This is a genomic window from Actinoplanes solisilvae (assembly GCF_003999975.1).
GTDB lineage: Bacteria > Actinomycetota > Actinomycetes > Mycobacteriales > Micromonosporaceae > Actinoplanes > Actinoplanes solisilvae.
In genome coordinates, this window is the sequence record NZ_RJAC01000002.1 from 600,629 (window position 1) to 624,330 (window position 23,702).

At 69.5% G+C, this 23,702-nt stretch carries 22 protein-coding genes and 1 pseudogene; 6 read left to right on the forward strand and 17 right to left on the reverse strand.

Features of this window, described 5'->3' with window-relative positions:
- Position 1: 1 nt before the first annotated feature.
- From EER30_RS09755 to EER30_RS09765, 3 genes are all read right to left on the reverse strand, one after another.
- Complete coding sequence (locus tag EER30_RS09755; protein WP_127499991.1) at positions 2-589, reverse strand: TMEM165/GDT1 family protein; 588 nt, start codon at positions 587-589, stop codon at positions 2-4.
- Between the two features lie 233 nt (positions 590-822).
- Positions 823-2,421: an alpha/beta hydrolase gene (locus EER30_RS09760; RefSeq protein ID WP_127499992.1), complete on the reverse strand. Its 1,599-nt coding sequence runs from the start codon at positions 2,419-2,421 to the stop codon at positions 823-825.
- 93 nt (positions 2,422-2,514) lie between these two features.
- The gene (locus EER30_RS09765; protein ID WP_127499993.1) at positions 2,515-3,753 is read right to left on the reverse strand and encodes an MFS transporter; all 1,239 of its coding nucleotides are present in this window, start codon (positions 3,751-3,753) and stop codon (positions 2,515-2,517) included.
- 82 nt (positions 3,754-3,835) lie between these two features.
- Here EER30_RS09765 and EER30_RS09770 point away from each other — a divergent pair, with 82 nt between their 5' ends.
- Positions 3,836-4,423, forward strand: coding sequence for a TetR/AcrR family transcriptional regulator (locus EER30_RS09770; RefSeq protein ID WP_127499994.1), 588 nt, complete (start codon positions 3,836-3,838; stop codon positions 4,421-4,423).
- Here the strand turns inward: EER30_RS09770 and EER30_RS09775 are convergent.
- Entirely contained in the window at positions 4,420-6,174 is a 1,755-nt protein-coding gene (locus tag EER30_RS09775; protein ID WP_127499995.1) for an MFS transporter, read from the reverse strand. The genes EER30_RS09770 and EER30_RS09775 overlap by 4 nt on opposite strands.
- 164 nt (positions 6,175-6,338) lie before the next feature.
- Positions 6,339-6,779 (reverse strand): MarR family winged helix-turn-helix transcriptional regulator, encoded by a 441-nt coding sequence (locus EER30_RS09780; RefSeq protein WP_240669920.1) that lies wholly within the window; start codon positions 6,777-6,779, stop codon positions 6,339-6,341.
- Positions 6,780-6,930: 151 nt separating this feature from the next.
- Between EER30_RS09780 and EER30_RS09785 the strand changes: the two genes are divergently transcribed.
- Positions 6,931-7,491 (forward strand): hypothetical protein, encoded by a 561-nt coding sequence (locus tag EER30_RS09785; RefSeq protein WP_127499996.1) that lies wholly within the window; start codon positions 6,931-6,933, stop codon positions 7,489-7,491.
- A gap of 25 nt (positions 7,492-7,516) precedes the next feature.
- On the opposite strand, the gene EER30_RS09790 is transcribed toward EER30_RS09785, so the two are convergent.
- From EER30_RS09790 to EER30_RS09815, 6 genes are all read right to left on the reverse strand, one after another.
- A complete protein-coding gene (locus tag EER30_RS09790; protein WP_127499997.1) occupies positions 7,517-7,822 on the reverse strand; it encodes a hypothetical protein in 306 nt (101 codons plus the stop codon).
- A gap of 364 nt (positions 7,823-8,186) precedes the next feature.
- Positions 8,187-9,716 carry an APC family permease gene (locus EER30_RS09795; RefSeq protein ID WP_240669921.1) on the reverse strand — a complete coding sequence of 510 codons (1,530 nt, stop codon included), beginning with the start codon at positions 9,714-9,716 and terminating at the stop codon, positions 8,187-8,189.
- Between the two features lie 101 nt (positions 9,717-9,817).
- On the reverse strand, positions 9,818-10,636 hold the full coding sequence (locus EER30_RS09800; RefSeq protein WP_205650153.1) for a carbohydrate ABC transporter permease: 819 nt from the start codon (positions 10,634-10,636) through the stop codon (positions 9,818-9,820).
- A 35-nt stretch (positions 10,637-10,671) separates the two neighbouring features.
- Positions 10,672-11,601, reverse strand: a complete 930-nt coding sequence (locus EER30_RS09805; protein WP_127500000.1) for a carbohydrate ABC transporter permease — start codon at positions 11,599-11,601, stop codon at positions 10,672-10,674.
- Complete coding sequence (locus tag EER30_RS09810; protein ID WP_127500001.1) at positions 11,598-12,947, reverse strand: ABC transporter substrate-binding protein; 1,350 nt, start codon at positions 12,945-12,947, stop codon at positions 11,598-11,600. Before EER30_RS09810 ends, EER30_RS09805 begins: the two co-directional genes overlap by 4 nt.
- A gap of 46 nt (positions 12,948-12,993) precedes the next feature.
- A complete protein-coding gene (locus EER30_RS09815) occupies positions 12,994-13,755 on the reverse strand; it encodes a DeoR/GlpR family DNA-binding transcription regulator (RefSeq protein ID WP_127500002.1) in 762 nt (253 codons plus the stop codon).
- 299 nt (positions 13,756-14,054) lie between these two features.
- Here EER30_RS09815 and EER30_RS46980 point away from each other — a divergent pair.
- Positions 14,055-14,183 (forward strand): annotated as a pseudogene (locus EER30_RS46980) (EAL domain-containing protein); the annotation flags it as partial.
- A 114-nt stretch (positions 14,184-14,297) separates the two neighbouring features.
- Here the strand turns inward: EER30_RS46980 and EER30_RS09825 are convergent.
- Both EER30_RS09825 and EER30_RS46985 read right to left on the reverse strand, forming a co-directional pair.
- A complete protein-coding gene (locus EER30_RS09825) occupies positions 14,298-14,744 on the reverse strand; it encodes an NUDIX hydrolase (RefSeq protein ID WP_127500003.1) in 447 nt (148 codons plus the stop codon).
- 10 nt (positions 14,745-14,754) lie between these two features.
- Positions 14,755-14,904: a hypothetical protein gene (locus EER30_RS46985; protein WP_164842270.1), complete on the reverse strand. Its 150-nt coding sequence runs from the start codon at positions 14,902-14,904 to the stop codon at positions 14,755-14,757.
- A 231-nt stretch (positions 14,905-15,135) separates the two neighbouring features.
- On the opposite strand from EER30_RS46985, the gene EER30_RS09830 reads away from it, so the two are divergent.
- A complete protein-coding gene (locus EER30_RS09830) occupies positions 15,136-15,588 on the forward strand; it encodes a GNAT family N-acetyltransferase (RefSeq protein ID WP_127500004.1) in 453 nt (150 codons plus the stop codon).
- Positions 15,588-16,616 (forward strand): pseudaminic acid synthase, encoded by a 1,029-nt coding sequence (gene pseI / locus EER30_RS09835; protein ID WP_127500005.1) that lies wholly within the window; start codon positions 15,588-15,590, stop codon positions 16,614-16,616. The genes EER30_RS09830 and pseI overlap by 1 nt, the downstream gene beginning before the upstream one ends.
- Before the next feature lie 36 nt (positions 16,617-16,652).
- Here the strand turns inward: pseI and EER30_RS09840 are convergent, their stop codons facing one another.
- Together EER30_RS09840 and EER30_RS09845 are read right to left on the reverse strand one after the other, a co-directional pair.
- Complete coding sequence (locus tag EER30_RS09840) at positions 16,653-18,512, reverse strand: hypothetical protein (protein ID WP_127500006.1); 1,860 nt, start codon at positions 18,510-18,512, stop codon at positions 16,653-16,655.
- A 4-nt stretch (positions 18,513-18,516) separates the two neighbouring features.
- The gene (locus tag EER30_RS09845) at positions 18,517-19,350 is read right to left on the reverse strand and encodes a hypothetical protein (protein WP_127500269.1); all 834 of its coding nucleotides are present in this window, start codon (positions 19,348-19,350) and stop codon (positions 18,517-18,519) included.
- A gap of 451 nt (positions 19,351-19,801) precedes the next feature.
- On the opposite strand from EER30_RS09845, the gene EER30_RS09850 reads away from it, so the two are divergent.
- Positions 19,802-20,431, forward strand: coding sequence for a GNAT family protein (locus EER30_RS09850; RefSeq protein WP_127500007.1), 630 nt, complete (start codon positions 19,802-19,804; stop codon positions 20,429-20,431).
- 387 nt (positions 20,432-20,818) lie between these two features.
- Here EER30_RS09850 and EER30_RS09855 read toward each other — a convergent pair whose 3' ends face one another.
- Complete coding sequence (locus EER30_RS09855) at positions 20,819-22,969, reverse strand: MMPL family transporter (RefSeq protein ID WP_127500008.1); 2,151 nt, start codon at positions 22,967-22,969, stop codon at positions 20,819-20,821.
- 71 nt (positions 22,970-23,040) lie between these two features.
- Positions 23,041-23,685 (reverse strand): response regulator, encoded by a 645-nt coding sequence (locus tag EER30_RS09860; RefSeq protein ID WP_127500009.1) that lies wholly within the window; start codon positions 23,683-23,685, stop codon positions 23,041-23,043.
- Positions 23,686-23,702: the final 17 nt, after the last annotated feature.

Here is a 23,702-nt window from a genome sequence, read left to right on the forward strand (position 1 = left end):
CCTATCGCAGCTCGATGACCGCTTCCACCAGCAGCCAGATCCCGAAGATAGCGAAGAGCGCCGCCGCGCCGTACTTGATGAGCTTTTCGGGCAGGTGACGGCCGAGCAGACGGCCGACCAGGATCGCGAGCGCGTCGGCGGCGACCATGCCGACCGTCGACCCGAGCCAGGTGCCGAACCAGCCGTGCTGGGTGGCCAGCGTGATCGTGGCGAGCATGGTCTTGTCGCCCAGCTCGGCCAGGAAGAACGCGCCGCCGACGGCCAGGATCGCCGAGCCGGTGCTGCGCTCGGCCTTGGTCTTCTCGTCGTCGGTGAGCTTGTCGCCGCGCAGCGTCCAGGCACCGAACGCGAGGAAGGCGACGCCGGCGACGAGCGAGATCCAGCCGGTCGGCAGGGTGGCGCCGAGGCCGTAACCGATGCCGACCGAGACGGCGTGCACGATCGCGGTCGCCACCGTGATGCCGATCAGCACTGGCACAGTTTTGAAACGGGTCGCGAAGGTCAGCGCCATGAGCTGGGACTTGTCGCCCAGCTCGGCCACGAAGATCACGGCGAAACTGATCGCCGTCGCGGCAAGAAAACCATCCACCGAAGGTGCTCCCGGTTATCAAGGACCGGGAAGAAGTGGCGCAGGGCGACCTCGACCCGGCCGTCGTGTAAACAGCCAAGTCGAAGGTCTCGCTCGCCTTTGTGAAAGGCCGCGCGGCCGGACTCACAGCTTTCGAGAGTCAGCATGTCGACCGCGACATTGGGAGCTACTCCCCTTCGCAGTGACGAGCATAGCCAACGGTCCCCACCCGAAGGCGGGGACCGTGAGCCTGATCACCGACCGGTGATCATTTTCTGCAGTTCGAGGCGCTCGGGAGCACGCTTCGCGGTGACCGTGTTCGATGCCGCGGGCGGCTCGATCGGCTTGCAGCGCTTGTCGGAGCGCTCGCCCGGCAGCCGCTTCGGCAGTTTGCCGGAGGCCAGGTAGTCGGCGATGACGTCGTCCACGCAGCGGTTGCCCCAGAGCGAACCGGAGTGGGTGGTGCCGTCGACGCCCTCGATCAGCACCGAGCGCGGGAAACGCTTGCGCACCTCGAGGCTTCCGGTGAACGGGGTGGCCGCGTCGAGGGTCTCACTGATCAGAAGCACCGGGGCCACGGTCTCGCCGGAAACGGTCACCGGGATGCCGCTGCGCGCCGGCCACGTGCGGCAGGGCGCGTTGTACCAGGCGTTGGCCCAGGTCTCGAACGGCGCCTTGCGGTGCACCTCCCAGTTGTCCGAGGCCCACTTGCTCCAGCTCTGCGGCCACGGGGCGTCGGTGCACTGCACGCCGAGGTAGACCGCGTAGTTGTTGTCCGCGTCCTCGCCCCGGGGGTTGTTGGTGTCGTAGAGCTGGCGCAGCGGCCGCGCGTCCCGCTTGTGCACCCAGGCGCTGAAGGCCCGGCCGATCTCGGCCCAGCCGAAGGTGTAGTAGCCGGCCTGCAGGAAGATGTCGGTCAGCTCGGACGGGCCGAGTACGCCCCCGGCCGGCTTCTTGCTCAGCCGCCGCTGCTCGGCGTCGAAGCGTCGCTGCACCTCACGGCCGGTGCGACCGAGCCGGTAGGTCTTGTGGTTCTCGGCCAGCCAGGCGAAGTAGATCTTGACGTTGCGGTCGAACGCGATGTCCTGGTCGAGGTTCGAGTCGTACCAGACGCGTGACGGGTTGACGTTGCCGTCGAGCACCATGCGACGGACGCGCTCGGGGTAGCGCGTGGCATACACCTGGCCGAGATAGGTGCCGTACGAGAAGCCGTAGAAGTTGATCTGCCGAGCGCCCAGCGCGAGCCGCAGCGCGTCCATGTCCCGTACGGTGTCGAGGGTCTTGAGGTGGTCGAGCAGCTTGCCGCCGGCCTTCTCGCACGCCTTGGCGTAGCCCTCGGTGCGCTGCAGCCAGACCTTCTCGATCCGCGGGGTGCTGGGCACGTACGCCGGACGCCTGTACCCCGCGTAGTCCTTGTCGCAGCTCAGCGACGGCTTGCTGGCGCCGACACCACGGGGGTCGAAACCGATCCAGTCGTACGCCGCCCCGGCCTGACGCGGCACGAGAGAGCCGAGGACCGAGAGCGCGCGGCCCTTGCCACCCGGTCCGCCCGGGTTGACCAGCACGATTCCCTGGTACTTCTTCTCCGGCACGGTGTGCTTGACGCGGGACACGGCGATCTGGATCTTCTCGCCGTCCGGGTTCGCGTGGTCGAGCGGCACCGAGAGGAAGCCGCACTGGGCCTTGTGCGGGCGCAGGGCCGGGTCGGTGCAGGCGCTCCATTTGATCGGCTCGGGGCGCGCCGCCCGCGCGTCAGTCGCCGGCGGCTCGGGACGCGCTGCTCGCGCGTCGCTCGCCGGGACCCCGATCACCGCCAAGGCGATCGTGGTGGTCACCGCCAGAAGTCGTCTCATGCCAGCCTCTCGTGTCCGATTCGCCCCCATATGGTGCGGCGTGGACGGTCACATCCGGACCGTCCACGCCGGGGCGCCACGAAAGAAGCCGGGTCACGCCATGGCGGCCTTGCGGTGCCGCAGCCGCTGGGAGACCAGGGCGGTGAGGCCCAGCAGGGCCACGACCAGGCCGTAGATCAGGGCCGTGAGGTGCAGCCCGGCTGACGTGGCGGCGAAGCCGGCGATCACGGCCGGGACGCTGAACGCGATGTAGGCGATGGTCAGGACGACCGCGAAGAGTTCGCCGCGCTCGTGCGGGGCGGCCAGCACGGCCAGCGCGCCGAGGGTGGCCAGTGAGGAGGCGCCGAACCCGATGCCCGAGATCACGGCGCCGACGGCGGCCACGATCGTGCTGTTGATCTCCAGCCCGGCCACGCTGATCACCGAGCCGACGGTGAGCAGGCTGCCGGCCAGCAGCAGGGTGGTCTTGGCCGGAACCTTGCGCAGCAGGAAGGAGCTGATCGCGCCGGTGCCGCAGAGCAGCGTCACCACCAGGCCTCCGACAAGGTGGCTGCTGAGGCCGAAGACGCCGGCCGCGACGGACGGGCCGAGCGACAGGTAGAGCCCGGCGATCGCCCAGCTCGCGACGAGGATCGGCAGCAGGGAGATCAGGTCGCCGCGCAGGCGGTCGGGCACGGCGAGCTTGGGCGCGAGGGAGGCGACGGCCCCGGGCTTGCGGGCGGAGGTCTCCGGGATGCGGGCCACGACGATCGCGGCGAGCACCATGCCGACGAGGAGCAGCGCCCAGACGAGGTGGGTGGGCTGAGGGGCGTACTGGACCAGGACGCCGGTGCCGAGCGCGCCGATGGCGAGGCCGCCGATGGGGGCGAGGCTGTTGATCAGGCCGGCCCGGGCCGGTGCGTGCGGCGGCTTGAGATCGACCAGAGCCGCGCCGAGGGTGGTCAGCGCCGCGCCGGTCGCGATGCCCTGGAGCAGACGGGCGACGAGCAGGACGGTGACGTCACCAGCGGTCAGGAAGAGCACGAACGACACGGCCTCGATCGCGATCGCCACGGCCAGGACGGGACGGCGGCCGATGTGATCGCTGAGCGCACCGAGGGTGAGAAGGGCGGCAACCAGCCCCACGACGTAGACGGCGAAGACGAAGGTGAGTGTGGTCGCCGAGAAGTTCCACTCGTGCTGATACACGACGTAGAGCGGAGACGGCGCCGCGGAGGCCGCCGAGAACATCAGGAAGATCGCCGTGATCGCCGCGAACGCGATCGGGCGGGAGAGCCGTCGGCCGCGAGGCGCGACGGTGCTGGACGGCGGAGCGTCGGCGAGGGTGGTCATGGAGCGGGCCTCCGAAAAATGTGACAGACAGGTCTGTCTGACCAGGCAAGACTAGACAGGTCTGTCTGCTATCGTCAACGACATGTCCGCCACATCACCATCCGTCGCTCGGAAGCCGTCGGCGCGTGACCGCCTGCTGGCCGCCGCCGACGAGCTCTTCTACGCCGAGGGCGTGCACACCGTCGGCATCGATCGCGTGATCGAGAAGGCCGGCGTCGCCAAGGCCTCTCTCTACAGCTCCTTCGGCAGCAAGGACGAACTGGTCAAGGCCTACCTTCAGGGCCGCCACGAGCGCCGCCGCGCCCGCATGCTGGCCGGCCTCGAGCGCTACGACGACCCGCGCGACCGCCTGCTGGGCGTCTTCGAGGTGCTGGCCGAGGTGGCCGGCAACCCGGGCTTCCGCGGTTGCGCCTTCGTCAACGCCAGCGCCGAGTCGCCGCGTGGCGGGCCGGTCGAGGAGGTCTCCGACATCTACCGCGCGTGGGTGCGTGGCCTGTTCCACGAGCTCGCCCGCGACGCCGGCGCCAAAGACCCGGCCACCCTGGCCGACCAGCTCGTCGTGCTCTACGACGGCGCCTCGATCGGCGCCCGCATGGACGAGGGCGGCCCGAAGGCCGCCCTCGTGGCTCGCGACATCGCCGCCACCCTGTTGGCGGCGGCGACTCTTTAGGCCTCGCGCAACGGTTCCGCCACGGCGGTGGCCGGGTTCAGCGGCTGAGCTTCCTCGAGTTCGGCCTTGAGTTCGGCCTCGTGGGCGACGAAGCCGGTCGCGGCCCGGCCCTTCACCAGCGACGCCAGCGCGCCCACCACGGCCATCGCGATCGCCAGCCCGAAGACGATCACCAGGCCGTCGTGGAACGGCTCGGAGATCAGCCGCGGGAAGAACTCGAGGCCGGTCAGCCGGGCCGCGTTGCCGGGCGGCAGCGCGGCCAGCACGTGGGACCCGAGCAGTTCACCGATCGGGTTGTAGCCGAGGAACGCGGCGAACAGCGTGCCCACCGGCGGCAGCGCGGCGATCGCGGACGCCGTCGCGGCCGGCACGCCCTGGCCGGTCAGACCGCTGTTCAGCGAATCCGGCAGCGAGTCGGCCAGACCGGCCACCATCAGCGAGAAGAAGACGCCGATGGAGAGCACCTGACCGGCGTTCTGGAAGGTGGCCCGCATGCCGGAGGCCGCGCCACGCATCTCGGCGGGCACGCTCGACATGATCAGCGAGGTGTTCGGCGCCGCGAACAGGCCGCCGCCGACGCCGTTGATGAAGATCAGCGCCGCGAAGACGACATAGTTGAAGTTGGCCGGCAGAAGCAGCAGACCGACGAAGGACGCGGCCATCACGAACAGGCCCCCGGCGGCGAACGGGCGCGGGCCGAACCGGTCGGAGAGCGTTCCGGCGATCGGCCCGGCGGCCAGGAAGCCGATCGTCAGCGGGACCAGATAGATGCCGGCCCACAGCGGCGTCGACTCGTAGCTGTAGCCGTGCTGCGGGAGCCAGATGCCCTGCAGCCAGATGATCAGCATGAACTGCAGGCCGCCACGGGCCACGCTGGCCAGCAGGTTGGCCGCGTTGCCGCTGGCGAAGGCGCGGTTCCGGAACAGGGCCAGCGGGAACATGGGTTCGGCCACGCGCTTCTCGATCACGCCGAACGCGACCAGCACGAGTGCGCCGCCGAGCAGCCCACTCAGGACCCACGGGTTGGTCCAGCCCATCGTGTGGCCGCCGTACGGCTGGATCCCGTACGTGATGGCGGCCAGGACGGCCGTGAGCCCGATCGCGAAGGTCGCGTTTCCCCACCAGTCGATCTTGGCTTTCCGGCGGACGCCGGTGTCGCGCAGCGAGCGGTAGGCCCACACGGTGCCGAGGATGCCCAGCGGGATGTTGACCCAGAAGATCGAGCGCCAGTCCCACTCGGCGAGCACACCGCCCGCGACCAGGCCGATGAACGAACCGGCCAGCGCCGAGACGATGTTGACGCCGAGCGCCATGCCGCGCTGCTCGGGCTTGAAGGCGTCCGTGATGATCGCGGCCGAGTTGGCCATCAGCATCGCGCCGCCGACCGCCTGCAGCACCCGCCAGCCGATGAGCCAGAGCGCGCCGCTCCCGCCGTCGAACGGGTCGAGCGACAGGACGATCGAGGTGAGCGTAAAAATCGCGAAGCCCGCGTTGTAGATGCGGACGCGGCCGTACATGTCGCCGAGCCGGCCCAGGGTGACCACCAGGACGGCGGTGACCAGCATGTAACCGATCAGCATCCACAGCAGATAGCTGACGTTGGCGGGCTGGAGCGGGTCGACGTGGATGCCCTTGAAGATGGCGGGGAGCGAGATCAGCACGATCGAGGCGTTGATCGTCGCCAGCAGGGTGCCGAGCGTGGTGTTCGACAGCGCGATCCACTTGTAGCGCGGATGGTCCACGGATAGCACGCGGTCAACTCCTGTTCATTTATGCGTACATTTCGGGCAGCCAGGGCCGCGCGCCACTCTGCTCCGCGGTCGGCGGGCCCACTGTTCGGCAACCGGACCATGGCCCGCCAACCAGGCCGCTGTTCGGCAACCAGGCCGCCGTTCGGCCGTCGGGCGCCGAGCGGCTACTCGGTGGCCAGGTCGCTCAGCCGCTCCAGCGCGGGCAGCGCGGCCACGATGGCCGCGTGCTCAGCCGGAGTGAGGCCCCGGAGCAGGTCGGACAGCGCCGTCGCCCGCACCTCGCGGCGGTGGGCCACGGCGGCCCGGCCGGCCTCGGTGATGCTGACGACCACGGCACGCCCGTCGTTGGGGTCGCCGGTCCGCTCGGCCAGCCCCTCCTTTTCGAGGCGGGTGACCAGCTGGGTCATCGCCGGCTGGCTGATCCCCTCGGGCGCGTAGAGCTCACTGAGCCGATGGGGACCCGAGCGCTCCAGCCGGCGCAGCGTCGAGGCCGCGGTCAGGCTGAGCGGACCCCGCGGCGTGAGGCGCCGGAGCGTCTCGTAGAAGCGCTCGAACCCGGCCGCGATGGCCGCGTCCTCCTGCGTGATGGCGGTGACAGGCTGCACAATGAGAATGTATATCACGCGCTTATGAATGACGCGCGACAAGTGACCCAGGCCTCACTTGCGCCACGCTCATTGTCACAATGTTGCAATTCGCCCATACGCGCCGGGCCGTCGGGCGGACGAATGGCGACCGAAATGTCACCATGCAGTCATGGACGAGCAAACCCTTTGGGCCTTGGTCGACCACAGCCCGGAGCACGCCGACCGCGACTCCTGGCTGCACCCCCACCTGGGCACCACCACCGGCGGCGGCCACGCCCCGCGCGAATATGTGGTCGCGCTCCGCCACGTCGCGATGATCCTGGACGCCGATCCACGCTGGCGGTCCTGGTGGCAGCAGTCCGGCCTGGCCGCCTGCGAGCTGGGCATCGTCGCCGAGGGACGGCTCGACCATCTGCGGCCCAGCGCCGACATCCGCCGCTTCGACGACCGCCTCCAGGCCAACTTCACCTGCGCCCTGCCGGCCGGGCCGCCGACGGCGGGCACCGTGGAGCAGGCCACCCGCACCGCCGCCGAAGAGGTGCGGGCCATGTTCGAGGTGATCCGCCAGGCGCTGACCCTGCCGGCGCTGCCGCCCACCCCGCCGGTGCCGAGCCCGCCCACCGACGTCCCGGACGTGCCGGTCACCGCGAAGCGCGTGCCCGACCCGCCGCACGAGCCCGAACGGCAGGGCTACCTGACCCTGACCCAGATTCAGGAGTTCTTCGCCTGAACCGGGCGCCCGAGGAGCAGGCAGCTCACCAGGTCAGGTCGACCAGCTCGTGGAGCTGCGCCAGCGCGTCGCCCTTGCCCGGACCGTCCGGGAGTTCACGGCGGGCGGCCGCGACAAGGTCGGCCCGCAGCAGCGTGTAGATCTCCTCCCGGCCCGCGTCCGGAAGGTCGGGGATCCAGAGGCTGCCGAGGTTCTCCGCGACGACCATGCGGAGCCAGTCGGCCGTCTTCCGGTCGTCGAGCCGCGGGATGAGATATTCCAGCGTCCACTCGAAGAGCCCACCCGTCGCCTGCCAGTCCTTGCCCGTCCGGACCATGATGAGTGCCGCCATTGTCGCCGCCCCAGGATGAAGACACGCGGTGCCAAGCCTCGCTCCGCCACGAACCGTTCGATCCTTGCCACCTGGTCCGCGGTGAACTGGGTGACGTCCACCGGAACCAGGTCCGCCTTTTCGAGGTGCAGCACGATCTGCTGCGAGAAGCGCGCCCACTGTCGTTCGAACCGGTGGGCCGCGAACGGGCCCACTGCGTCATAAGAACGACCGCCTCGGTCGAACCAGTCGGCGCGGCAGCCGGGCGCGGCCCGGGTTAGGCGTACGCCCAGCTCGATCTCGATGAGTACGGCCGTCTCGGCCTCGTTGGGCCGGAACCGGCCGGTGGCCGGATCCATGCCGAGCGCCCGGACCCGCGCGCGCATCAGCGTTTCACCCGCTCGGGCCGATGAGCGCCGGGTTCGTTCGGAGGCTCCTTCGCACCGGATCTCCCCGGGTCAGGCCCCGCCAGGGGGTCTCGCGGTCGCGGCAGCGGCGGTGTGACCACGACCGGGACACCGCCCTGACCGATGCCCGCATAGACCACCGGCCTGGCCGCCCGCAGCGCCATCGCGTGCAGCACGCCGAGCGCCACCACGCCGCCGATCGCGACCGGCACGATCCACGACGTCACGGTTCCTAAAAGGACGCCGAGATCACGGAAGGCCAGATGGCCCAGCAACCCGAGCGCCACGGTGGCGAAACTCGGTGCGACGAACCGGGTCCACACGCCCTCGCCGTTGGGCACCCGATTCAGATGCAGCAGCGCGGCCACCGACGTGGCGACCAGCAGCACGAGAATGCCGAGACCGCCGACAATCATGAGACGACGTCCGGTGAGCAGCGGCGTTCTGGTCAGCACGGCCGCGGCCAGCAACCCGGCGGTGACGGCCGAGAGGGTCAAAGACGCAGAGCGAGGAGCCGCCGTACGCCGTGACGTGCGCCCGAAAGCAGCCGGCAGAACCCGCTCGCGCCCGAGAGCGAACAGGTATCGCGCCATCACGTGATGCAGCGCGAGAATCGCCGCGACCAGGCCGGTCAGCAGGATCAAGCGGCCCAGCGTGACGGCCCACGGCGCGAGCCGAGCCGTGGCGAGATCGAAGAACAGCTCGAACCCTCGGCCGCGGGCCAGTTCGGTGATCCGGTCGGCGCCGGCCGCCGTGCTCAGCGACCACGAGACGCCGGCCAGCAGAACGGCGAGGGCGGCCACGGTCGCGTACCCGGCCAGACCGGGATCTCGGCGTGGACGGATAGCCTCCTCGGCGTAAGCCCCTGGGGTCTCGAGACCGACGAAGGCCAGCAGGCCCACGGCGAGCAGCAAACCGAGGGCGGGCCGGTCCACGCCGGCCGGGACGATGCTGTCGGCGGTGACCACCCCGCCGGCCGGATCGAGCACGTTGGCGGCCGCGAAACCAACGGCGACAGCGGCCTCGCCGAGCACCAGCAACGCGATCAGGCCGCCGCTGACCTCAGCCCTGATGATGCCGCCGAGCGCGACCAGCAGCCAGCAACCGGCGGCGACCGTCCACCACTCGGCGTCCACCTGGAACCACGAGCTCAGCAGGGGTGCGGCCGCGGCGCCGACCAGGCTGTAGAGACCGAGTTGGATCGCCTGGTAGCAGGCGAGGGCGAGCCAGGCGGCGCCGACACCGGCGGGCCGGCCCAGGCCGCGGGCGATGTAGGCGTACATCGCACCGGCGAAGGGTGCCCGGCGGGCCAGGGCCGCGTAGCCGGGCGCGAAGAGGAGGCCGACGATGCCGATGGCCAGGAAACTCAGCGGAACGAGAGGCCCGCCGCCGGTGGCGTAGGCGGCGGGCACCACGGTGGTCAGAACGACGATCGGCGCGGTCGCGGCCAGCGCGAAGAACGTGACAGCGGCCGCGCCGAGACGGCCCGGGGCGAGGGTGGTACCCACAGATCCATTTGATCTGAAGGCAAGCGTGGAGACAACTGGCCGTATCTGTTCACTCACCAATAGTGAGAAGGTTTGGCACGAACACGGTCCCATCAGGACCGTTACTTGACGGCACCCATCGACAGACCGCGCACCAGCTTGTTCTGGGCCACCCAACCGGCGATCAGCACGGGCAGCGAGACGATCGTCGCGGCCGCGCAGAGCCGGGCCAGGAACAGGCCCTCCGACGAGATGAACCCGACCAGGAAGATCGGCGAGGTGCCCGCGTTCGTCGCGGTCAGGTTCACGGCCAGGAAGAACTCGTTCCAGGCGAAGATGAAGCAGATCAACGCCGTCGCGGCCAGACCCGGGCTCACGATCGGCATGATGATCTTGCGGATCGAGGTGATCAGCGAAGCGCCGTCGACCTCGCCGGCCTCGAGCACCTCACGCGGCACCTCCAGCAGGAACGACCGCATCATCCAGACCGCCAGCGGCAGGTTCATCGAGGTGTAGAGCACGACCATCGTCCAGATGTTGTCGAGCATTCCCAGGTGCTTGACCAGCAGATAGATCGGCAGTAGGGCGGCCACCGCGGGCATCATCTTGGTGCTGATGAAGAAGAAGAGCGTGTCCGTCCACTTTGCTACCGGACGAAGAGACAGGGCGTACGCCGCAGGGGTGGCGAGCAGCACGACCAGGAGCGTCGAGAAGACGCTGGCCATGAGTGAATTCAGCAGGAACGGCGTGATGTTGCGGTCGAAGACCTGGCCGTACTGCGCGAGGGTCGGGGCGAAGGTCCAGGCCGGCGGGTTGCTGGCCGCGTCCTGTTCCTGCTTGAAGCTGGTCAGCACCATCCAGATCACCGGAAAGACGAAGACCAGCCCCGCTATCCAGGCAACCGTGCCCCAAATCGTGTTGTTCCAATGACGATTTTTCATTCTGTTTTCCGCCGCGGGCGGGCTCAGGCGGGCCCTCATCGGTGGTCCTCCATCTTGAAGAGGCTCGATATGACCCGCAGCGCGAAGGTGGCCGCGATGATCGTCAAGATCACCACGATGACTCCGGCCGCGGAGGCCTCGCCGTACTCGAACTTGCGGAACGTGGTCAGGTAGATCTCGTACGGCAGGTTGGTCGTCGCCGTCCCCGGCCCGCCCTGCGTGATGCTGAAGATCGCGTCGAACGTGTTGACCAGGTAGATCGAGCCCAGCAGCGCGCCCAGCTCGAGATATTGCCGCAGGTGCGGGAGGGTCATGCGGCGGAAGACCTGCCACGCGTTCGCGCCGTCGACCCGGGCCGCCTCGATCACGTCGTTCGACTGCGACTGCAGCCCGGCCAGCAGAATCAGCATCATGAACGGCGTCCACTGCCACACCAGGGTGGCGATCACGGCGCCCTTCGGATAGGACGAGACCCAGTCGGTCGAGCCGCCGAAGATGCCGTTGACCAGGCCGTAGGTCGGGTTGAAGATCGCGTGCTTCCAGAGCAGCGCGGCCGCGATCGGCATGACCAGGAACGGTGTGATCAGCAGCGTCCGCACGATCGAGCGGCCGATGAACTTGCGGTCGAGCAGCAGCGCGAGCGCCAGGCCCAGGATCATCGAGAAGACCACGGCGCCGGCGGTGAGCAGCACGGTGTTCAGCAGTGCTGAACGAAGCCGCGTGTCGGTCAGCACCGTGACGTAGTTGTCGAGCCCGACGAACGGCCTGTCCCCCGGGCGCAGCGCGTTCCAGCTCAGCGTGGAGAGGTAGAGGGTGTAGAGGAACGGGATCTGCGTGACGATGAGCGCGAAGATCAGCGCGGGCAGCAGCGGCGCCCGGCGCACCCAGCGGTCCTTGGCTCCGCCCTTGGGGGGCCGGACGGGCGGCTGGGTCCGCTCGTCCGGCCGGGCGGCCAAGGTCGTCACTTGTACTTCTTCGCCACGTCTTCGGCCTGCTTCTGCCCGTCGGCCAGCGCCTTGTCGACCGTGTTGCTGCCGGCGATGGCCGCGCTCACCTCCTGCGACACCTTGGTGCCGAGGTCGGCGAATTCAGGGATGCCGACGAACTGCACGCCCAGCGCGGGCCGCGGCTGCACACCCGGGTTGGTCGGGTCGGCGTGCTCGATCGAGCCCAGAGTGACGTCGGCGAATGCCTTGGCCGATTCCTTGTACTCCGGGATCGAATAGGTCGAGGTGCGCTTGCCGGACGGAACCCGGGACCAGCCGAGCTGCTGGCCGACCAGCTTCTCATAGTCCTTACTGGTCGCCCACGACATGAACTTCCACGCGGCGTCGGCCTTCATGGTGGTCTTGGGCATCGCCCAGGCCCAGGTCCACAACCAGCCCGAGTACTCGGTCTTGTTCACCGGGGCGTACACATAGCCGACCTTGCCCGCCACCTTGCTGGCGTTCGCGTCCTCCAGCGTGCCCGCCGCCGACGTGGCGTCGTACCACATGGCCGCCTTGCCCTGGCCGAACGTGTTGAGGCATTCGGTGAATCCGGACTGCGGCGCGCCGGGCTGCCCGTGCTGCTTCAACAGATTGACGTAGAAGTTCGTCGCCTCCTTGAATTCCGGCGAGTTCACCTTCGCGGTCCAGTCCTTCTCGAACCAGGTCCCACCGTACGTATTGACGACCGTGGTGAGCGGCGCGAAGAGCTCGCCCCATCCGGGCAGCCCTCGCAGGCAGATTCCGGCGACGCCCTTGCCCTTGTCGTCGAGCTTGGCCGCGAAGTCGGCGACCTGCGCCCACGTCGGCTTCTCGGGCATCTTGAGGCCCTTGGCGGCGAAGAGTTCCTTGTTGTACATGAGGAACGACGACTCGCCGTAGAACGGGGCCGCGTACAGCTTCCCGTCCTCGCCCGTCAGCGACGAGACCATCGGCTTGATGAGGTCGTTCACGTCGTACGCGGAATCGGCCTGGGCCTGCGTCGAAAGCTCGTGCAGCCAGCCGTTCTTCGCCCAGATCGGCACCTCGTACGCGCCGACGGTGGCGACGTCGTACTGCCCGCCCTGGTTCGCGACGTCCTGGGTGACCTTGTCCCGCAGTTCGTTCTCCGGGAGGATCGTGAACTTCACCGTGATGCCGGTCTGCTTGGTGAAGTTCTCGGCGGTCAGCTTCTGGATGTCCTCCATCTGCGGGTTGCCGACCATCAGCGCCGTAATGGTGTTGTCGGCCTCACCGCCGCTGCCGCCGGCGGTCGATCCGGCGCCCGAACAACCGGCCGTGAACAGCAGCAGGCCGACCGCGGCCAGCGTTATTTTTCTGGGCATGGTGGAACCTCCGTTTTATTCGAAAACGGCTAGTGGGCGTTACTGGTCAGACCCGGATGACCTGTGGACCCAGCCGGGCGTATCGGTTCGCCTCGGAGACCGGCAATGCGGTGTCCGTGACCAATGACTCGAAATCAGATATCTCGGCGAATCGGCAGAACGTGCGAACACCGAATTTCGTGTGGATGCCGACGAAGACGCGTCGACGAGCGGCCGCGACCGCGCGCGCCTTCACGTCCGCGACGGCCGGGTCCGGTGTGGTCAGCCCGACCTCGCGGGAGATCCCGTTCGCCCCGACGAAGGCCAGGTCGATCACGAAGCTGGAGAGCATGTTGGCCGCCCAGTGGTCCACCGTGGCCAGAGTGCGCCCCCGCACCCGGCCGCCGAGCAGCAGGACCGTGGCCGGGGTGGAGGCGGCCATCCAGGCTGCGGTGTTCAGCGAGGCGGTGACCACGGTCAGCGGCCGGCCCGTGGGCAGGGCCTCGGCGATGAGCTGAGGGGTGAAGCCCTCATCGATGAAGATCGTCTCCGCGTCACCGATGAGCCCGGCCGCAGCGGCCGCGATCCGCCGCTTCTCGGGCACCCCGCGCACGGTCCGCATGGCCAGGTCGGTCTCGAACTTCGCGGTCTCCACCGGATAGGCCCCGCCGTGCGTGCGCCGGATCAGACCGTGTTTTTCCAGCAGGCGCAGATCGCGGCGAATGGTCTCGGCCGAGACGTCGAGCTCGGCCGCGAGCTTCGCGACTTCGACCTCGCCGTGCCGGCGGGCCAGCGCGACGATCTGATGCTGTCGCTCGTCCGCATTCAATTCGCCGCCACCTCCGCCCCATATCGACCGACCTATTTGTAACACCGGAGAAACCTGTGGCCTCCATCACAAGGTCGCGGACTTCGTTGTTTACTTGCCCGTTTCGCCGGCCTCTCCGGCCGACCAAGATCGTCGCAAAGTGCAACCAAAGACGCGAATCGACTGACCGTTTCCTCGGAAAACATGACCACTTCGTGACCGGTCGTGCGCGTTTCCCTCAACCAGCCGCGCTCGTTGCCGACCGGCAAGGCCGTGCAAGCGACGGATCAACTGACGAAGTCGACCACCGCCCCGTCACGCTCGAACGACTGGCCGCACTCAAAGCCCTGGGCGTACGCCTCGCGATCGACGACTTCGGCACCGGCTACTCGTCCCTGGCCTACCTGCGGCGGTTCCCGGTCGACATCATCAAAATCGACAAGTCCTTCGACGCAATGACGTCGCGATTTGCCACGAGACGCCGGTTTGCCACGTCGTGGCAAACCGGCGTTTGGTGGCGAACTTCGAGCCTGCCTGGCCACCCCACCGCTAGTCGGGAAGCCTCATGTGGCGAGCAGAGTGACGATCTCACCCAGCGTGGGCGGCTCCAGGCGGCCGGGGAGGGTGGCGAAGTCGGCCGGAAGCACCCAGTCGTGGCCGAGCAGGTCGTCGACCTCGTACGGCATCAGGCCGTCGGCCGAGAGGGCCGGGCGCGAAACCGTGTAGCGGGCGGCGAAGAACTGCTCCTCCCCCACGTAGAGGCACCCCTTCCACCAGGTCTCGCGATGGACGTCGAGGTAGTGCGGGCCGATGCGCGAAGTGTCGAGCCCGGTCTCCTCGGCCAGTTCGCGCCGCGCGGTTTCGAGCGGGGTCTCGCCTTCCTCGACGCCGCCGCCGGGTGGTTCCCACAGGTGGGCGCCGTCGTGGGGGTCGCGCCAGTTCAGCAGGAGCACCCGCCCATCGGCGTCGAAGCAGATCACCCGTACGGCCGGTCGATGCGAGCTTTCCACGAAACGAAGCCTAGGCCGCGACCGAGACCCGGGCGTCCGGGGCGGTCTGGCTGAACGAGCCGTCGAGCTTGACCCCGTGCACGGGGCGCAGCGAGTCGCGCAGCACCCAGCGGCCGAGCCCGACGATCAAGCCGGTGCGCTCGGCCAGAGCAGCGCCCACGGGATCACCGGCGTACCCGCATTGATCGCCGTGGCGCCCACCGTCACCAACAGCAGCATCCCGGACACCCGGAGTGGCCGGCTCGGCCGTTCGCGCACTAGGCCCATGCGGCCCGCCTCTCTCACCGAAATTGCTCCCATTTCATCGGCAGCGAGCGACCGAGGGTGAGGAATTGCGCTGTGACCCAGGTCCCCGGCGCAAGCGCGGACGAGGCGGCCATACTTTGTCACTGTGCTGCGACCTGCGACCTACGCCGAACGGGACCTGATCCTGCCCTGGCGCAACCACGAGTCGGTGCGTGCCGTGAGCCTGACCACGCACGAGATCAAGCCCGAGGAGCATGCCCGGTGGTGGGAAAAGCGCTGGCGGGACGTGCTGATCTATGACGATGATGCGGGCACGCCCGCCGGAGTCGTGATCTTCGACGGCAACACGTGGTCCTTCTATCTCGACGTGGCAGGGTTGGGTGACCGGCTGCTCGCCGCGTGGATGCGGCTCGAGAAGGAGGCAGTGGCGTACGCCTTCGACACTCTGGGCCTGGAGACGCTGGGCGGCGAGACGCTCGCCGACAACAAGCAGGTGCTCGCGCTGCACCGGCGGTTCGGGTTCAAGGAGACGCGGCGATACGAACGGCTCGTCGACGGCGAGATGAAGACTGTCGTCTGGACGGAGAGAGGGAAGTAATGACTAAGTTCGGGCCCGACAAGCGGCCGTACATCGTCGCGGAGATGTCGGGCAACCACAACGGCTCTCTCGACCGGGCACTCGCGCTGGTCGACGCGGCGGCGGACGCCGGCGCGGACGCGATCAAGATCCAGACGTACACGGCCGACACCATGACCGTGGACGTGAAGCACCCCCGGTTCCAGATCTCCAAGGGTCACGAGCTGTGGTCGGAGGCCTACCTCTATGACCTCTACGAGCGGGCGCACACCCCGTGGGACTGGCACCAGCCGATCTTCGACCGGGCCCGGGAGCGGGGCATCACGCCGTTCTCCAGCCCCTTCGACCGTACGGCGGTGGAACTGCTCGAGAAGCTCGACGCCTCGCTGTACAAGATCGCGTCCTCGGAGATCACCGACCTGCCGCTGATCCGTCTGGCCGCGAGCACCGGCAAGCCGATCATCATCTCCACCGGCATGGCCTCGGTGAAAGAGATCGCCGCCGCGGTCGAGGCGGCCAAGGAGGTCGGGGCCACCGACATCACGGTGCTGAGCTGCACGGCTTCCTACCCGGCCCCGCCGGAGTTCACCAACCTGCGCCGCATCCCGGTGCTGGCCCAGATGCTCGAGCTGCCGATCGGTCTCAGCGACCACACGCACGGCATCGGCGTGCCGATCGCCTCGGTCGCGTTCGGCGCCTGCCTGATCGAGAAGCACGTGACGCTCGACCGCGCGGACGGCGGCGTCGACTCGGCCTTCTCGCTCGAGCCGGCCGAGCTCAAGGCCCTCCGCATCGAGTCGGAGCGGGCCTGGCAGGCGCTGGGCACCACGCACATCGGCCCGACCGAGGCCGAGAAGGAGGGCCTGCGGTTCCGTCGCTCGCTCTACGTGGTGGCCGACGTCAAGGCGGGCGACACGCTCACCCCGGAGAACGTCCGGTCGATCCGGCCCACCGGCGGCCTCGAGCCCGACGCGATCGGGCAGGTCCTCGGCCGCACCTTCACGGCCGATGCCGCCAAGGGCACCCCGCTGACCTGGGACCTGATCTGATCAACACCTGAGAAGGGGGCCGAAAGGCCCCCTTTTTCAGCGTACGGCGTTGGTCTGCTCAGCCCGGCGGGCCCGGCGGCCGCGCACGAACTTGCGGCTGTCGCGCACGATCACGCGGTATCCGCTGCGCGCGACCCAGAGGAACCGGCCGGCCCAGGTCTTCTTGTAGAACTGGACCTCCCAGTCCATCTTGCTGACGGCCAGGTCGCGTGACTTGATCATCTGCTCGGTCCACTCCATCATCGCGAGCAGATGGCTGGCCTCGTAGCGCTGGCGCCAGAGCGCCTCGGTGAGCTCGCGGAAGCCGGGTACGTCGACCGCGGCCGTGCCGGGCGTGACGGCCAGGAGCTGCAGCCGCCGGTCGTGCTGCTCGGACAGGCTCAGCTCGAGGTCGGCGGTCTCGAGCCGCAGGTGCAGCTCGACCGCCTCGCGCACCTGCTCGGCGCCGACGCCCTGGCCGACCATGCCGAGCATGATCGCCGTCAGGTCGACCGCGTTGGAGGCGATCGGCCACGGGTGCGGCTGGCCCGAGGTGATGAGCTGGACCGCGAGCTGCCACACCGCGCGGACCGCCGCGGTCTCGACCGGCACGGGCTCGACCGGCTCCCACCGGGTGGGCAGCAGGGCCGGGCCCCGCTCGGTGACGAAGACGTCGGCCACCCCGGCCAGCGCGGCCGGGCCGCTGAGCAGGCCGTCCAGGGCCAGCGCGCGCAGCCAGGTGTCGAACTGGGCCAGCTCGAGCCGCATCCCGCGCAGGTCGTTGGTCGCCGCGAGGTGCAGCAGACGCTCCTCGAGCACGTAACCGTCGTCGGCGCCGGGCGCGGTCGGCTCGCTGATGCGGCGCAGACCGGACCGCTCGATCGGCTCGGCCAGCGGCTCCACCACGGTCGTGCGCACCTCGCCCGCTGTCGAGGAGACCTCGTAGGCGAACGTGCCCCGGGCATCGCCGACCAGCAGCTCGTGCCGGTCGACCGCGGGCGCGTCGCCCGGCCCCCGCGCGATGACCAGCCAGGCCGGGGCCACGGTCGTCTCGGCGCCGGCCAGCAGCGCGCGTTTGACCAGGCGGCGCGGGTCACAGAGCACCGGCCGGTCGCGGAAGGCCGCGGCGAGCGCCTGGGACAGCGCCGTGCCGAGCCGGGGACGCAGCGGCGACGACACCTTGCCCTGCAAGCCGTCGCCGATCAGCACGGTCAGCGCGGCCGGGTCGGGAAAGGCCGCGTACGACGCGTCGACGCTCAGCCCGGCGGTGGTGAGCCGGGCCGCGAGCTGCTCGGGCGAGGCGGGCCGCTGCGGGTCGTTCTCGTCTTCGGCCGGATACCACTCCGAGTCGAGGCGCTCGCGGGCGCCGGGCTCGAGGCGCACGGTGTGGTGCACGCCGAGACGGTTGTCGTGCACCAGCACCAGCACACCCTCGGGACGTACGGCCTCGGCGAGCCGGTCGATCAGCTCGGCCGCGGAAAGTTGTTCGCCCTCGGCCGAGTTCAGCCGGTCGACACCGTCGGCGGCGACCACGAGGTCGTACTTCTCGGTCGGGTCGAGCTTGCTGACGGCGCCGGACAGCACCGTGATCTGCGGGTGGTTGCGGGCCGCGTCTTCGGCGTCGAGCAGCGAGCGCAGCAGCCACGACACCGAGGCGCCGCTGTCGGCCAGGGCTACGACGACCTCGTCGGCGTGCGGACCGGCCACCAGCACCGAGCGGCCCGGACCGGCGTACCGGCCCAGCAGGTGGCGCAGCACCGCGCCGCGCGGCAAGGCCGAGCTGCGCCGCGGGTCGCCGTCGGTCCAGGCGAACATCTCGCCGCCGAGCCGTCGCAGGTTGGTCACCGGGGGCGCGGAGAGCGCGGCGGCGTAGTCCGTGCCCTGGTCGCGAAGAAGGGCGGCGCAGCGCTCCGACATCACGTCACCTCTCTGTGGAAGCGGGCCAGCCGAGCAAGGCGCGCAGTTCGTCGGGGTGGGCCAGCTCGTCGGCGCCGAGCTGCAGACGGGCCAGCGCGTGGGTGGCGGCGGCGTCGGTCTCGTGCCCGTAGAGCTCGGGCCACTGCCGGCGCAGACGGGGCTCGCCGCCGAACGTGGGGTCAGCGTTGTCAAGAACCATCGGGTCGCCGTAGACGGCGACGTCTCTGCTGGTCAGAGCGCCGTACCAGACGGCACTGCAGAGCCGGTTCGACACTACCCGCCGATGGCGGCGCAGCTCAGCGAGCTGCCCGATGAGGAAGTCCCGGTTGTGCTCCCGCCACCAAAAACCTCGGTAACCATGACAAATTACCCTAAAACCCGCTTTCTCGTAAATCTTGCGGACGCTCTTCATCCGATATTCGTTCCAGTACAGGCAGGCGGTGACCGGACCCTGCTCGACGGCCTTGACCTCGTCGATCAACTTCTGGTGGTCGCCGCTGATCTGCTGGCCCTCCCAGCCGTGGAAGGGATAGAAGATGGTGCCCTCGGGCTCGGGGGCGCCGGCCGGCTCGGGCTCCATCTCGACCAGGTAGGCGAACGGCGCGCCGACCACGACGACGTCACGGCGGCCCTGCGACCAGGAGCGACGGCGTGTCTCCTCGGACCAGGCGAAAATGCGGCTGCCCTCGACGAACGGCGTGCCCGGGGCCAGCCCGTCACCCATGTTCCAGCCGTGCTGCAGATATCCCTGCAGGCGCGGCGGGTGCAGCGGGTCGGGCAGAGCGCAGTAGCGGGCCAGCAGGTGCGCATGACCGTAGTGATAGTTGGCGTGATGCATTCCCTCGTCCGTCACCGGCTGCTGGTGCGCCGCCATCTAGGGTTCGCTCGAGCGCGCGAGGCCGTCAGGCCGTCCCGGCCCGGCAGGTCGACGCCGAAGTTACCACCCAAGGTTAGAGTCAGCCGGGCCGTTCGGCAGCGGTTCTGCGCTCGGTCCGGCGCGCCGCCCCACCGCGCCGACCTGCGAAGATCGTCGGCGGCGAAGCCTGTGCGCCCCGGCGTCGCCGGCCGCCCGCCGTTCTCATATCTCGCCCCTCAAGCGGCATTTTCCAAGATCGTCGCCTACAGTGGACGCTGCTGTGCCGACCGGCGATCGCCGAGACCGGCCGGGGCGGACGCCGCCACGTCCGCTCCGGCCCCGGCACCGTTTTCGCTCCCGTCGGCAACCCGGCGACTCGCCCGCCGGTCCGGAAATTTCCCTCCAGTGGGCGACAAAAACACAATGTGTAGTCATGGAGCTGGTCGAAATTCTTCGGGCCGCGGCCCACGGGTCGTTCCCGCCCCCCGACGGAAGCACCACCGTCGTACCGCAGCCGAGCGAGCGCGACGCCGGTGTGCTGGCCCTGACCGCGCACACCGTGATCTTCCTCGACGAGGACCCGGCCTGGATCCACGCCACCCTCACCGGTCTCGACACCGATCCCCTGGCGGCGGCCATGAACCCGGTCTTCCTGGCCGCTCTCCTGGCCCGCACGGGCCGCCACGCCGACACGATCGACCTGCTGACCGCGGCGCCCGCCCTGCCCGGCCCGCCCCTGCTCCCACTGATCGAGCAAGATCAAGACCACCCCCGCGTACGCCGGGCGCTCCGTCATCGCGACGACGTGCGAACCTGGACGACCCCCGGCGGTGTGCTGACCCTCGGACGCGGGGTCGCGGGCCGCTGGGAGGTCTCGATCGAGGTGTCCGAAGACGTTCGCGACCGTGGCCTGGGCCGGGTCCTCGCCCTCTGCGCCCGCCACCTGGCCCCGGCCGACGCGACCGTCTGGTCCCAGCAGGCCGCCGGCAACGCCCGCAGCATCCGCGCCTTCCAGGCCGCCGGCTACCGCCCGATCGGCGCCGAACTCCTCCTCCACCCTTAGAGAGCCTCCGGGGTCGCGGTGACCGGTTGGTCGCGCAGGCTATCCAGGCCGGCCACCGTCGTGGGTGCCGCAGTAGTGCGGCCGGTCGCGGTGACCGGTTGGCTCGCCGCCGTGCCTAAACCAGGAAACGGGCCCTTCCCCGGCTTGATCGTTGAGCTGGTCCTTGATGTGGGGGCCTCGATCGCGTTCCAGGGGCCTGAATCCAGGGTCTCGGATCGATCATGGAAGGGGAGGGGCCTGCATTCCTGAACTCGGGAACTGTCCCGGGCCGAATCCCCGACCCGGGACAGCTGAGGGCAGACCTCCGCGGCAAAGCTCGAGCGGGGGTCGCAACAGGTCGGATGGGGCCCCGGCTACGCCGGGACCCCATCTCTATCGACCCCCTGGTCAGACCGGCGTCAGCTCGCGGTCGCGGGCCTCGGCCGGAGCCTGCGGCGGCTCGTGGGCGATCTGCGGCAGCCAGCCCAGCCAGCGCGGCAGCCACCAATTCTTCTCGCCCAGCAGCGCCATCACCGCGGGCAGCAGCACCGCCCGGATGATCGTCGCGTCCAGCAGCACGGCCGCCGCCAGGCCGATGCCCAGCTGCTTGGTCGAGGCCAGCGGCAACGTCGCGAACAGCGCGAACACCGCCACCATGACCACCGCCGCACTGGTGATGACCCCCGCCGTACGGCCGATGCCCTCTCGCACCGCCTCGCGGGTCGCCAGCCCGCGGTCGTGGCCCTCACGAATCCGGCTGAGCACGAAGACGTGGTAGTCCATCGACAACCCGAACAGAATGATGAACAGGAACAGCGGCATCCAGTTGACGATGCCATCGCTGGCCTGGAAGTCGAGCGCGCTCTCGAAGTGGCCGTACTGGAAGACGAAGACCAGCATCCCGTACGCCGCCGCTACTGAGAGCAGGTTCAGCACGACCCCGGTCAGCGCCACCACGACCGAGCGGAACGACACGAGCAGCAGCAGGAACGCCAGTCCGAGCACGAAGCCGAACACCCACGGCATGCTGGCGTCGAGCCGCGCGTTGAAGTCGGCTTCCCCCGCCGCCTCCCCGGTGACCAGCGCCGACGATCCGAACGCGGCGGGCACGAGGTCGCCGCGCAACAGCGTCAGCGCTTCCTTGTCGACCAGGCCCACCGAGACGATCGCGACCGTGCCGGCCGGGTTCAGCCGCACCTCGACCGGCCCGGCGAGCCGCCCGTCGCTGGACTCCACCGCGGTCCGGAACCCGTCGACCTTCTGCTCGAAGCCGCCGCCCGGGTTCGGCACGACGATCTCGGCCGGCGAGATCTCGCTCGGGAACGCCTTGTCGACCGCCAGGTAGGCCTGCACGATCGGCGCGGTCGGCGACAGGTCCTCGATCCCTTCGCCCTTCGTACGCAGGTCGAGGGCGGGGGCGGCCAGCACGGCCAGGGCGCCCACGGCCAGCACGGCCGAGATCAGCGGCTTGGCCAGCACCACCCGCAGGAACCCGTTCCACACGCGGCCGTCACTGCGCCGCCGGTAGAGCCCCGGGATCTTGACCGCGTCGACCCGGTCGCCGAGAGCCGACAGCAGCGCCGGCAGCACGGTGAGCGAGCCGAGAACGGCCGTCGCGACCACGAGGATGGTGCCGACGGCGAAGGAGACGAACGTGGCGTCGTACGTCAGGAACATGCCGGCCATGGCGACGATGACCGTCAGGCCGGAGACCCAGATGGAACGGCCGGACGTCTGCGCCGCGATGACGAGGGCCCGGTGCGGGTCGGCGCCGGCCCGGCGCTCGTCGCGTTCCCGGCGGATGTAGAAGAGGCAGTAGTCGACACCGACCGCGAGGCCGACCAGCAGCATCACGTGCGCGGTCGTGTCGACCGTCGGCGCCAGCCGGCTCGCGAAGGCCAGCAGGCCCATCGCCGCCACCACAGCCATGATCGCCAACGCGACCGGCAGCAGCGCGGCCACCACGGCGCCGAAGGCGACCAGCAGGATCCCGAGCGTCACCGGGATCGACAGCAGCGACAGCCGGTGCAGCCCCTCGTCGAGATCGTCGCCGATGAGCTTGTCGCCGCTCGCGTCGCCGCCCTGGGCGATGTAGAGGTCGGGGTGCGCGGCCTGCACCCGGGCCACGGTGTCGAGCGACGGCTGCACCCGCTCCGAGGCCGTCTCGGCGTCCCCGCCGATGCTGAACGTGACGAGCGACGACCGGCCGTCCGGCGACTGGATCGGCGGCTGCACGTCGATGACGTCCGGCGTCTTCTTGAGCTCGGCGGCCACGTCGGCGAGAGCCGCCGCGCGGTCGGTGCCGGCCCGGTTCTGCACGATGACCATCTCGCCCGCGGGCCGCTCGGGGAACCCGGCCGCCTCGACGATCAGGTCGGCTTTCTTCGAATCGCCGTGACCCTGATCGACACCCTTGGCCTCGATGGTGCCGAGCTGTCCACTGAGGACGGTCACACCGACGACGAAGACGATCCATCCGATGATCGCGAGCGCCCGGTGGCGGGCACTCCAGAGCGCGGCGCGGGCCGCGATACCTTTGACTCTCTCCGGGTTCTCCATGCTCAGAACGCTATGGAGCTTCACGACCCCGATCGATCCGGCTGACCCGCGTATCGGTGGTAGTGCTACCACTACCCCTGAAGGTAGGCCAGCACCGCCATGACGCGGCGGTGCTGTTCGTCGTCCTGGTGGAGGGCGAGCTTGGTGAAGATGTTACGGACGTGCTTCTCGACCGCGCCCTCGGTGACGACCATCTTGCGGGCGATCGCGGTGTTCGACATGCCCTCGGCCATCAGGCCCAGCACCTCGCGCTCGCGTGGCGTGAGGGCGCGCAGCGGGTCGTCGCGGCGGCGGCGCACGAGGAGCTGGCTGACCACCTCGGGGTCGAGGACCGTGCCCCCGGTGGCGACGCGGCGCAGGTTGTCGAGGAACTCGGCGACCAGCGATACCCGGTCCTTCAGCAGATAGCCGACCGCGCCCATGCGGTCGGCCAGCAGATCATCGGCGTACGAGACCTCGACGTATTGGGAGAGCACGAGGATCGGGGTTCCGGGCACCAGGGCGCGCGCCTTCACGGCGGCCCGCAGTCCCTCGTCGGTGTGCGACGGCGGCATTCGCACGTCCACGATGGACACGTCTGGCTTGTGCTCGACGATCGCGGACACGAGGGATGGCCCGTCGCCGACGGCCGCCACCACGGTGTGGCCGTTCTCCTCGACGAGCCTGACGAGTCCCTCACGCAACAGCACCGCGTCGTCGGCAATCACCACCCGCATGACGCCATGCTGTCAGA